The following is an 11,108-nucleotide window of genomic DNA, read 5'->3' on the forward strand; positions in this document are numbered from 1 at the left end:
TGACAGCATTGTTGTCAACAGGAATAGAATCCATAATTACAAGAACATCATCTGGCTTCTTTAGTGGACTACCTTTATAGGTTTGGATATGAACTTGACAAGGTGAGCCAAGCTCTTGATAGATCTGGTTCGCCAACTTATGACAGAAGTAGCCATAAATCTTCCCAGTGTGGTCTATCGGATTTTTCCCACAAGGTGCTTCAATGCTCATCGGGCGCATCAGTGTTATCAGGCCATTTAGGCGATTACCCCTCTTTCAACAACATATCAGGGGGATTCTTGCTGGCTCTTCATATTTCTGAATATTTAACTAAAATATTATTGAGAATTGAGGCTCATTTATGTAAAAACCATATCTATGAGTTAAATTTCCTAATGGAATATATCAACATGTTATAAATGGTTCTTTACGTAAAAATAAAAGCTTTGATCGAATGAAAGTAATTTCTTCTTTAATAGAGAGAACTAAATTAGTCAAAGGGGATAAACCAATATTTCTTAAAGATACTGGTCAGTTATATACTCAAACACTGGAAATAACTACCCATATATTGATAAAAATAAAAACTAGCGGTTTTTATTACATAATCGATTATATCGGTAGAAGAGTATTTATTATCAGAAGTGGCTTATTTTTATATAATTTACGAGATAGATTGATTCTATTTTTATCAAGATTAATTAGAGAGCCTTATCGCATTTAAATGCAATAAGGCTCTCTTTCTAATATTAACGGTTATTGCAGCTACCCTGTCACTACTACAGATAAACGTGACAAAATTTTCGATGGTTCCCGCTTATTACCCCAAATTGCGCAGCTGTGACGCTCGCCCTGAAAGGGCGCTACGTTCAACTCCGAGGCCTCTTAAGTTTTTTAATTAGAAATCGGCCACAAAAGCCTCAGCCAATATCAGTGCATTGCATTTTTGCATTTTCTTATAAAATTTATCTTCTGATTTCAGAATATCACGTCTACTAACACTTGAATATGACGTGTTATTTGCACATGCATACGTTGTTGAAAATTGAGTATCAGCCCCTGATGGGTACATGTGGGGATATGGGCCAGGGTTTGCTGCTGAAGTTATCTCTTGGTAATGAGCGTTATCTTCAACTGTAGATAGTACAGGTATACCATCTACGATTCGATACAAGGTCGCTCTACGTATCTGTTCCCTTGAGATCCCCCCAAAAGCAACATATTCACGCTGATCGCCGAAATCATGAAGAGCCTCAAGGTAACCAGGATCCGTTCTCCCCCATTCCCTAAATGAAGTCTCCACGCTATAAAAATTATCAGTCGGTCTTACCTCATAAAGATAAAATTCCGTTCCATCCCCCTCTTCATCCGCAAAAATATCAACAGCCACATTAGAATCAGTAGATGTTGCTACAAATGCAGAGGTGGGCGCCCCGCCATGCATACCTAAACTATCAGCTTCAACATGTTCAAGTAAGTTATCATTCTCCCCCCACGGATGAAACCCCATCTCAAATACCCCACTAGGTCCAGTCGGGGCCCGGCTATCACTTCTGTAAAAAAAAGTCTGCGCCAATAGATTTGGTGAGAAAATAATCAAGAAAAATACTGTTAGTATTTTCATCAAGCCACCAATTAATATAATAAATTTATTTCGCCCAATGCACCATTCCCATCGCACTGGGCTTGTAATCTACTGGAAGTGATATTAGCCAGAGTTGCGTACTTAAAAAATCTCTTTCCGTATTCTGTATTCAGACCATATTCATAAGTGAAATCCCCATGAAATAGTCCCTTCCCTTGAGCAAGAACAACTCTGTTTACATCTTCACCACCCCAAGTTGGATATATACCAGTCACCTTATTATCGATATAAACTCCATTAGAATTTCTATCCCGACATGATGTCTGGTTAGTAGTAAAGAACGTTATATTAATGGCTCCATGATCTGGAACGCCGCTTTCTGCTGAATTCAAGCACCCTCGACCATTACAGGTTGCATCAGCTACGAGTATATCCTTCCCACTTGTGCAAGGGGAATTTATTCTTGTGAACCATGTTGAACCACTTTTAAAATGCATAAACTCTACCGTACATGTCTTGGCACGATAATACTTTGCATAGCTAGGTAAGGGATTGGCATGAACGTTCCACGTGACAAACTTGGGGTCACCAGCACAAGTAAATATGAAATCGTTATCTTCTATTTGTATTTTTTGAGATGTTTGACTTGGTTGAAGTGTTATTGCTGGATTAGGAACCGCCCAAATATACATGCATTTGGAACCACTCCCTTGTGGGGTATCTATAGTTATGGAGTAAAATTGGTTTGGATTGCTGAAAGTCACATCATACCATCGTGATGCATGAGCTAGTGAAGATAGCAAAAACAAAAGAGAAGCGCAAAACTTTACCTTTCTCATATTTCCCACCATTTAATTGTTAATTTTAACGGAGTCAAACTGATTATCCCCCTGACAATAAATGGTTATTTTATTTCCTGATATATACGCCAGCATAACAATTTTATCTATAGCTTTCCCTGAATCCGTGTTTATAGGGTATGTTTTATTGGTTAGCTGCGGAAAATCGGCCCCGTCATTAGCAGTAAAGTGAATTTGCGTGTATCTCCCGCTACTGTCTAGCCCGTAGCTTTTCACGACACCTGTGGGTGTATTACCAGAATTACATGTGGTGGATGACATGGACTGGCCCGAGAAAAATAGCACTCCGACCATCAATAAATTCAATATATATTTCATAATTACACCATAAATATAAGTGCCTTATTGTCATAATAACAACGTGATGAAAACGCCGATGAGATCACACTATTACACCATAATTATAAGTGCTTTATTGTCACAATAATAACGTGATGAAAACGCCGATGAGATCACATTCTTGGCTTTTCCGGCCACTCCGGTTTCTCTGGCTCTACCCTGTTCATCTGTACGCTGTACTTCTTCTAGGTTTCAAGGCTGGCTTTTTCTTCGCCGGTTGCCATGTTGTGCTTAACGGCGCGTTCCAGTTGGTTGCGGTAGGAATAGCCGTTACCGGCTACCCCCCGCACGGATCCGGACGTGCGCTGCTAACGCATCCGGCTCTTACCTTGGGTTCTGGCGTGTAAGCGATGTATCGGGTGTGGATGGACTATTCTGGGGGGATGGCAACCAGTGTTTGCACAGCTGACCGAAAAATTTCCATGTCACTCTGTGCCGCTGGCTCTGTCGACGCAGTGCCTTCAACCACAGTAACTTCACTTCCCCTACAAACTGGCTTATAGACTTCATGTTGAAAGGAACTCCATAGTAGTTTATGTGTCCTTCCACTACTCGTCTTAGCCAGGCACGAGACATTTGCTACGGGCAACGCAGCGAGATCAGAAAACGGTAGCCAGAAACAACCACCGGTCGCAAAACCGCATTGAATCCTGGCATCAGCTTCGTTCAACGATCGCGCAGGTTGGTGGCAAAAAAGAGCTGACCGGACAGAATGATATTGAGCTGGAGATCAGTAATCAGTGCGGGCGACTGCTCAGCATCATTATTATAACTCAGCCCTGCTGTTGCGGTTGTTGCAGAAGTATGAGGATGTTGGTAACACCCGAGAGATTGCTCTTCTCAGATGAATGTCGTCCGTAGCCTGGCAGCATATCTTTCTTAACGGCCATTACACCTTTATCAGTGAAGGGAAAGAACTCGATCTGAACGCTATGATTGAGGGACTGGCGCTGTCATAAGCCTTATGGCAAGCCCGCAAAATTTTGGCGACTTCACGCTTACAACCCTCTATGCTGATTGACATGATGGCCGCGATATCGCATAAGGACTGGTTGATTCGTCGTCAGAGGCAAAAACAGGGAATCGAGCGCGCTCATATGCTCGGTAAATATAAAGGTAAACAAGCTGATCAGGAACGACACCAAAAAGTAATGTACTACCGGCAGGTTAAAAAACTCAGCATCCGAGAAACAGCAGAGGCAACAGGCTACAGTACTTCACAGGTTTGCCGGATTCAGGCTCTTTATAAAGAATTAGTGCCTGATTAAAAAATAGTCTTAGCGTACAATAATTTTCGATATCCAAACTGCCCCCAATAAGTATAACCACCTAATTTAAAATCATTTTTCCATGAGCTGATAAATGAAAAATATTTTATTTAAGAGTGTTTTTTCGCATTAGCTAGACCGAAAACTTTACAACGAGAACATAAAAAAAACAGGGTACTTTAAATTCTATTTTTCAGTATACAAGCAACATATTCCTTTAAATTGAGAATAATCTAGATATGTCAATAATAGTTTAATTTTTGGGATTAACACCTTTTATTCAGACATCTACCTAATTACTAAAACAACGTTGTGTAAATTACAGAATAGGAATTTAACTTACTCTCCTCTTATTTTATCTCAATACTATTCCATTTTTCTTGACCAGCTGATAATAGAATAGCTCATATTATCTTCTACTCTTTCAATACAATGACTCATACATAAGGAGCCGCTATGGACAATTTTTCAGAAAAAACCGTTCTAATCACTGGAGCAGGGTCTGGGATCGGTCGTAGTACAGCAGTCGCATTTGCCGCTACTGGAGCCAGTCTTGTGCTCCTTGGACGCCGCCATAATGAACTTGAACGAACGGCTGCTCTCATTTCACAAACTGCAAAATCTGTCCAAACCGTGGCCATCGATATCACGGACGAGAGCGCAGTGAGAGAGTGCTTCCAAGCTCTCGGTACAGTGCATGTTGCAGTAAACTCAGCTGGGATAGTAGTCACCGGTGCAGTGGATGAGATTAATTCAGAATCTTTCTCTCGCGTTTTAAATACGAATGTTTTCGGTCTTTGGCTTTGTCTTAAGCATGAAATAAAAAAAATGAAACAATCAGGAGGTGGGGCAATTATTAATATTGGTTCCAACGTTGGTGCCAAACTCGTTCGGCCCGGCATGGGTGCTTACGCAGCCTCGAAAGCCGCTGTAAGTAGCTTGACACGAACAGCAGCTCTTGAAGTAATCCAGCATGGTATTCGAGTAAATTGCATTTGTCCCGGCCCTGTGGATACCCCTCTTTCTTATCGGGCTGGTGAAGATCGTGTAAGCCGTGATGCCCGCATATCTGCAACTAATCCATCAAAGCGTGTTGCAACAACCGAAGAGATTGCAAATGCTGCAGTTTGGCTAGCATCAGACAAAGCTTCGTACATTGTTGGCCAAGATATATTCATGGACGGGGGAGCTTCAATCTAAGGTTGAAGTACATATGGAATTTATTAAGGAACATATTATGCAGGGCAATTTCATAATAGCTGCAGCTCAGTTTTCCCCAGTGAGGGGAAATGTTGAGGAAAACACGCGGATGCATCAACGACTGATATCTGCAGCCGCTTCCGAGAAAGCTAACGCGATTATTTTTCCGGAATTATCCCTAACGGGCTATGAGCATGATTTGGCAAAAGAATTAGCGTTCACTGATGCAGATACTCGTTTAGAACCATTTAGGATATTGGCTCGGGAATATAACATTACGATTATTGTTGGCGCACCAGTGAATACTGAAGGGAATAAACCCCAGATTGGGGTATTTGTTGTTAGCTCGGATACACCCGTTTTTCACTATAGCAAAATATATTTGCATCCAGGAGAAGACAAATTCTTTACGCCCGGCTCTGATGTAAAAGTTTTTCAATGCCATGGACAGTCTTTGGGTTTGGCTATATGTGCGGATACAGGGGTTGCCGCTCATGCACATAACACTGCAACAATGGGAGCATCTGCTTATTTAAGCTCCGTCTTGATTACTGAAAGCGGTTATTATGACGATACTGCTAAACTACAAAACTACGCAAAGAAGTATGGTATGGCGGTTGTAATGGCAAATTATAGCGGCCTTTCCGGTGGCTTTAATGCTATTGGTAAGAGTGCAATTTGGGATGAAAATGGAAGGCTTATTATTGAAGCTCCTGAAGCTGGATCATGCGTAGTCATTGCCAAACTAAGAAGCACTAATCCTGCTCCTAAAGTTATTTATATCTAGGCTATAATCGGGATCTGAATACTAAAACGATAAAGCTTTCTCGGATAGTTAATATTTGCTGGGGAGCAAACTGTAAACTGACAGTGATACACAAAATGCACCAAGCTAAATAGACAATAGGTGTATCTCCCGCACCCCAGCGACAAACCGCCCTTCCCGTGGCATCGGTATACCACACCACACTCTCTTGTGAGAAGCTAAACATCAATTCAACCGTAAAAAACCCAGAACTTTATTTATGCTCTCCGCAATGATCCGATAACTAAAACTTTTGTGTAGGTGCTGGCTGTTAGCGCTCTTGTTAGCCTTTCATTGAATAACCCTATTTTGGTGCACCAATGACGGTGCGCATATCCAATAAGGAAATGTACTTAGCCAAGGCCAGCAACAACCAAAAGGGCAACTACGGATTACTGTACCGATTGTGTTTAGTAGACGTTTTGTGATGCCAATAGTCCAGGCTTACCTATCGCGCTGGTCAGATGTTGATTTTCAGATGACTATTGCGACATTATTCGTGAAGGATTTGATGTCGCGATTAGGATTGGAGGCAATGATGATAACCGTTTAGTTCGCAAGGTGTTGGCTCCACATCGTTATATCACCTGTGCCTCGCCAGAGTATTTGCAGACGTATGGTGAACCACAAACTATTGCAGCTTTAGCCCAACATAAGTTGCTGGCATTTAGGCATCGAGGCAGTAATGTGCCGTGGAATTTTAAAACTGAGCAGGGGAAGGTGACACATTCGATCCAAGGAAGGTTAGTTTTAAGTGATACTGAAGCAATTTTAGACGCAGCATTACAAGGAAAAGGAATTTGCCAATTAGGTGCTTTTCTGGTTGGAGAACATATTCGTCATAAACAATTACAGCCTGTTTTAGTTCAATATTCTCAACCGGGGCCACCTGTTTGTGCATTTTACCCAACCAAGCGTTATTTGCTGCCTAAAGTGCGTCTATTTTTACAGTTATTTGATGAATACTGGAAAGGGCTGGCTATTTGGTCATAAGTTGGTGGTGTTTAAGAAGCATGCATCCAATAATTAAATCTTTTCAAGAAAGGGGAACTCGAATGATTAGAGCAGACTGATCACTCCCCCTACATAATCATACTGACGTTGGTTAACGCCGTTGCATGCGGCAGAACCATAAAAGCGGCAAAATTTTGAACGATTCCAGCTTACACGCCCTTGAACGTAGCATCCAGTTTTTTGTTCAGTTTTTGAAAAAATTGAAAACATAGCTCAATTAAATACCATCAAAGATAAAATCCATTGCTGCCTTAATCAGGTCACGGTATTGCGTAGCATCACAAAATTCAGTACCCAAAGAACGAACAGGTATACTTGCCAGCTCATGAGTCATTACAGCATATTCTTTGTCGTCTATAAGTCTGACAAGTGGAATCATTCGATCTGGGCGACTGCTATCCGGATATTTTTCAATAGGCAATAGTGGGATAACAATTCTGCGGTTTAACCGCCCTATAATGTCGCTTGTTACATCCAATAACAGAGGGTAAACAGTGGTTCTTCCAGTATTACGATAAACGGTAAATTGCATAATTAAAACGTCCTGTATTCATCACTGAAACAACCATGTTCATCATGAAAACGGTTTAATGCCTCTAGAGCATCTGCGTTATCTTCTTGCCATTTTTTCGCCTCATAATGGCGTAATTCTGTATCCAGAGCAGCGGAAAGTGTTGCACTAAAATTGATACCCGCTTCACGTGCCCGACTCAATAATCCCCGCTCTATGGTCATGGTTACGCTCTGGGTGTTTCTTTGTTTTGCTGTCATGATTGACCCCACCATTAATATTACGTGTAGTATACACGCATATATACACGATTTATAGTTCTAAAAGTAGACTCTTTCGGTTTATTTAACATTCTTCATGCCTAAATACATACTTGGTATCTTGAGTGAGATTTTCCTATGACTGAAAAGTGGTTAATTGAACGTCTGACAAAAAGTAAGCAAAGCTCTGCCCATTGACATCCTCCCCCACCTTCGCACTTCGTGACTCAGGAGGGGGATTCCCATTAGTCGGTGACAACTGATCGCTCAGCGTCCGGTTCCTGCTTCAACGGGTGGCCTGATTGCACCAGCCCTCCACAGGCAAGCACGGCATGTCCTGCCGCTAAAATATTACGCGCCCCGTTGATATCTGCATTTTCGCTATATCCACAGGCCAGACATTCGAACTGATTTTGTGACCGACGGTTTTCTTTCGCTGTATGACCACAACAGGCGCATTTCTGGCTGGTATAGGCCGGAGGAACTGCAATTACCTGACCACCTTGCCAATGTTGCTTATATTCGAGCTGGCGACGCATTTCATAGCAGCCTTGTTCCAAGATATAACGGTTTAATCCTGATTTTGCACTGACGTTTCGCCCTGGTTGGCTTACTGTCCCTGCTGCAGATTTAGACATGTTACTGACCTTCAAATCCTCAATGACAATCATCGCGTGGTTTTTGCTGATTTCGGTTGTGGTTTTATGAAGATAGTCTTTCCTGATGTTGGCAATATGCGGGTGAAATCGCTGGATTTTTTGTTTCTGTTTCTGCCAGTTCTGACTGAACTTCACTTTCCGGCTTAACTGGCGCTGGTGTTTGGCGAGTTTTTCCTGGTTGGCTTTAAAACTGTTTACAGGCTTTAAAAACCGTGCCATCTGAGAGGGTCGCTAATTTGGCTATCCCCGCATCAAGGCCAACCATTGACGTTGACGGGTGAAGGGGATCGGTTACGTCATATTCCGTCTGGATACTGACATACCACTTGCCGCATGACTGGCTGACTGTGGCATTTTTGATTTTTCCAGTTATCTTCTGGGATTGCCGAAATTTCACCCAGCCCAATCCTGACGGGAGTTTTATTCTTCGTTTTTCAAGGCGACAATATTTCTCAAAATTAACGAAACGAATTGTGTCACGCCACTCATTTTTCCTTTTGAAAACCGTTTTTTTGCAGATAATTTTTTATCAAAACAGCGTTTCCATGCACCGTGTAAATCTTTGAGTTTCTGTTGAAGATTATCGGTATAGGCTTCCTGCAGAAAGACAAGTTCCGGTATTTTCTTCCATTCAGTGAGCATTCGGTTTAACTCAAAAGCGGAAGGTAGTTTACTTCCTGAATTAAGAATTTGTTGCGTTTCTGCGAGTCCATAATTCCAGACAAAACGAGCACAACCACACATCTGTCGTAGGCGCTGTGATTGTTCAGAAGTGGGTTCCAGTCTGAATTTATAGGCTTTTAGAATTAGCATTCTTATTCAGTGTGTAGTAGTTTCGTTTTTCTATATTTCCGCTTATTTGGCAGACTTCAATGCAACAATATGAGATTAATCGTTCAAGACATGCTGCCTTTCTTCTGCATGTCCATCTTGTGTTTGTGACCAAGTACCGTAGAAAAATCTTTGGTGAGTTACACTATGTCGCGTTTCATCAATATGCAAGTGAGGTCTGCCGTGATTTTGGCGCGACATTAAAAGAAAGTAACGGTGATTCAGATCATGTGCATCTGTTGATCGAATATCCCCCTACTGTTCCGTTATCAGTATTGGTGAACTCATTGAAAGCAGTCACATCCAGACGCTTACGTAATGAATTTCTGGATTTACGGAGCGCCTATAAAAAACCTGTTCTCTGGTCTCGCTCCTACTTTGCGGGTTCATGTGGAGGTGCCCCACTGGATGTCATTAAGCAATACATTCAACATCAGCGTGGTTGATGGATATTTGGGCTTTTCAAGCCCATCCAAAGAGTACTCTCGCCTTATGTCGGCGGGAGTACTCTTTGGAGAAAAAGATGGTAAAAACATCTTCACGTCTAACAATTCACATCTCAGATCCTGCTGTTTTGCTCTGAAAATTCAATCCGGTAGAGCCCCCGAAAAATCTACTCCAAATAGTTATTTATCTATGATGCTGGGCAAGACATTTATCTCTGCCTTGCCCATCACCCATTATCTTTGAAAAGCACCGTGGCAGCATCGGAAAAAACGCGAGGCTATCGGTGCTAATTGCGCCCAATGCAGCCAAAAAAACCAATGTACACGGGCCAAAGGTGGAAGAAAAATAAAACTCTATCTGGAAGATGAAAAACGGGATGAATTACGTTTGCATATGGCTAATCCGGAGTCAAAACGGATATTTAGTCAACGAAAGAGCATTGTAGAACCGGTATTTTCAGCTTTGCGGGAAATTCAGGAACTGGAGCGCTTTCGGCGTAAAGGATTATCCACAGTAAAGTTGGAATTTACCTTGCATGCGCTGGCCTATAACTTATCAAGAGCAGTAGCTCTGATATTATGGGTGATTTTCAGCCTGTTATTTATCCAAATAACAGACACTAAAAAATAGGATAGGGTCTCAACTTAACGTATTGAAAAAATGCCCCCTTTTACGAGACACTCTAAAGAGCGGGGAGCTGTCACGGTGAGAAAGATGTCAATATCTCTACAAAATAGGAAAAACAGATAAAATCCCCGCTTTGAAAAATAAACTTATTATATTGTTTTAAAAGTATTTTATGAAAAAATTTCAGGCTGAAATTCCCCGTATTTCAAGTCGGGCTTTATATAAGTGTTACTTGGGTTCCATCGTACTAATAGAGATAATTTGTGTGAAAAATAGGAATAATTCCGCCTGAAAACCGCTAGGCAACATTTCGCGCTTACTGTGTGGCCAGCTAGCAGATTCTTCCTTAGTGGGTGCTTCTTGTTAGGTTCTGTCGCATTAACGGAACATCAGGTAAGTTCCCTATTTTTAGCAAAATTCGCCGTAAACCCTCGCCCAGTGCGGGCCGAGATATAAGGCGAAAAGCCCAAAGGGCTTTAAAACACGTCACTCCGGCGTATTTTGCTGGCGAAACAATCGGGAAGAGACGGATTTTAAATTATTCACCAAGATGCTTACCGCGAGTCTCGGGGGATAAGCGACCAACAAATGGACGTGATCTTGCTCACCATCCATCTTGTATCTTTAATCTGGTTTATGCTGGTTAAGTGAGATTGGCAACAATCATGCAGTCAGACAACCATCAAGGGATTAAGCCCGTTAATGAGCTTTCGACGCATGAT

The 11,108-nt window shown here is 41.8% G+C and carries 10 protein-coding genes and 4 pseudogenes; 7 read left to right on the forward strand and 7 right to left on the reverse strand.

Annotation, left to right across the window (positions count from 1 at the left end; all coding sequences use genetic code 11):
- The 3 genes from AACX68_RS02255 to AACX68_RS02265 all read right to left on the reverse strand — a co-directional run.
- Positions 1-211 (reverse strand): methionine adenosyltransferase (locus AACX68_RS02255; RefSeq protein ID WP_304957246.1); only part of this gene is annotated, 211 nt, incomplete at its 3' end.
- Between the two features lie 667 nt (positions 212-878).
- The gene (locus AACX68_RS02260; RefSeq protein WP_228860475.1) at positions 879-1,604 is read right to left on the reverse strand and encodes a scabin-related ADP-ribosyltransferase; all 726 of its coding nucleotides are present in this window, start codon (positions 1,602-1,604) and stop codon (positions 879-881) included.
- 11 nt (positions 1,605-1,615) lie between these two features.
- A complete protein-coding gene (locus tag AACX68_RS02265; RefSeq protein WP_228860476.1) occupies positions 1,616-2,404 on the reverse strand; it encodes a hypothetical protein in 789 nt (262 codons plus the stop codon).
- A gap of 975 nt (positions 2,405-3,379) precedes the next feature.
- Here AACX68_RS02265 and AACX68_RS02270 point away from each other — a divergent pair.
- The 5 genes and pseudogenes from AACX68_RS02270 to AACX68_RS02290 all read left to right on the forward strand — a co-directional run.
- Positions 3,380-3,723 (forward strand): annotated as a pseudogene (locus tag AACX68_RS02270) (Tn3 family transposase); the annotation flags it as partial.
- Positions 3,724-3,771: 48 nt separating this feature from the next.
- Positions 3,772-4,032, forward strand: a pseudogene (locus tag AACX68_RS02275) (recombinase family protein); the annotation flags it as partial.
- Between the two features lie 456 nt (positions 4,033-4,488).
- Entirely contained in the window at positions 4,489-5,232 is a 744-nt protein-coding gene (locus AACX68_RS02280; RefSeq protein WP_228860477.1) for an SDR family NAD(P)-dependent oxidoreductase, read from the forward strand.
- Positions 5,233-5,245: 13 nt separating this feature from the next.
- On the forward strand, positions 5,246-6,019 hold the full coding sequence (locus AACX68_RS02285) for a carbon-nitrogen hydrolase family protein (protein ID WP_228860478.1): 774 nt from the start codon (positions 5,246-5,248) through the stop codon (positions 6,017-6,019).
- A 510-nt stretch (positions 6,020-6,529) separates the two neighbouring features.
- Complete coding sequence (locus AACX68_RS02290; protein WP_339389259.1) at positions 6,530-7,030, forward strand: substrate binding domain-containing protein; 501 nt, start codon at positions 6,530-6,532, stop codon at positions 7,028-7,030.
- A gap of 238 nt (positions 7,031-7,268) precedes the next feature.
- On the opposite strand, the gene AACX68_RS02295 is transcribed toward AACX68_RS02290, so the two are convergent.
- The 3 genes and pseudogenes from AACX68_RS02295 to AACX68_RS02305 all read right to left on the reverse strand — a co-directional run bounded on the left by AACX68_RS02295 (position 7,269) and on the right by AACX68_RS02305 (position 9,294).
- The gene (locus tag AACX68_RS02295) at positions 7,269-7,583 is read right to left on the reverse strand and encodes a CcdB family protein (RefSeq protein WP_228860479.1); all 315 of its coding nucleotides are present in this window, start codon (positions 7,581-7,583) and stop codon (positions 7,269-7,271) included.
- 2 nt (positions 7,584-7,585) lie between these two features.
- A complete protein-coding gene (locus tag AACX68_RS02300; RefSeq protein WP_228860480.1) occupies positions 7,586-7,822 on the reverse strand; it encodes a type II toxin-antitoxin system CcdA family antitoxin in 237 nt (78 codons plus the stop codon).
- Positions 7,823-8,067: 245 nt separating this feature from the next.
- A pseudogene (locus AACX68_RS02305) lies at positions 8,068-9,294 on the reverse strand (RNA-guided endonuclease InsQ/TnpB family protein).
- Between the two features lie 59 nt (positions 9,295-9,353).
- On the opposite strand from AACX68_RS02305, the gene tnpA reads away from it, so the two are divergent.
- Both tnpA and AACX68_RS20040 read left to right on the forward strand, forming a co-directional pair.
- Positions 9,354-9,758 (forward strand): IS200/IS605 family transposase, encoded by a 405-nt coding sequence (gene tnpA, locus AACX68_RS02310; RefSeq protein WP_228860481.1) that lies wholly within the window; start codon positions 9,354-9,356, stop codon positions 9,756-9,758.
- Positions 9,759-10,038: 280 nt separating this feature from the next.
- Positions 10,039-10,389 (forward strand): transposase, encoded by a 351-nt coding sequence (locus tag AACX68_RS20040; protein WP_370630328.1) that lies wholly within the window; start codon positions 10,039-10,041, stop codon positions 10,387-10,389.
- Between the two features lie 492 nt (positions 10,390-10,881).
- On the opposite strand, the pseudogene AACX68_RS02315 reads toward AACX68_RS20040, so the two are convergent.
- A pseudogene (locus AACX68_RS02315) lies at positions 10,882-11,004 on the reverse strand (transposase); the annotation flags it as partial.
- Between the last annotated feature and the right edge of the window lie 104 nt (positions 11,005-11,108).

Origin of the sequence: Xenorhabdus sp. PB61.4, assembly GCF_963894935.1 — a bacterium.
Classification (GTDB): Bacteria; Pseudomonadota; Gammaproteobacteria; order Enterobacterales; family Enterobacteriaceae; genus Xenorhabdus; species Xenorhabdus stockiae.

Coding starts and splice junctions, on each gene's coding strand:
- AACX68_RS02260 (WP_228860475.1), bottom strand. CDS start 1,604: ATGAAAATACTAACAGTATTTTTCTTGATTATTTTCTCACCAAATCTA.
- AACX68_RS02265 (WP_228860476.1), bottom strand. CDS start 2,404: ATGAGAAAGGTAAAGTTTTGCGCTTCTCTTTTGTTTTTGCTATCTTCA.
- AACX68_RS02280 (WP_228860477.1), top strand. CDS start 4,489: ATGGACAATTTTTCAGAAAAAACCGTTCTAATCACTGGAGCAGGGTCT.
- AACX68_RS02285 (WP_228860478.1), top strand. CDS start 5,246: ATGGAATTTATTAAGGAACATATTATGCAGGGCAATTTCATAATAGCT.
- AACX68_RS02295 (WP_228860479.1), bottom strand. CDS start 7,583: ATGCAATTTACCGTTTATCGTAATACTGGAAGAACCACTGTTTACCCT.
- AACX68_RS02300 (WP_228860480.1), bottom strand. CDS start 7,822: ATGACAGCAAAACAAAGAAACACCCAGAGCGTAACCATGACCATAGAG.
- tnpA (WP_228860481.1), top strand. CDS start 9,354: ATGCAACAATATGAGATTAATCGTTCAAGACATGCTGCCTTTCTTCTG.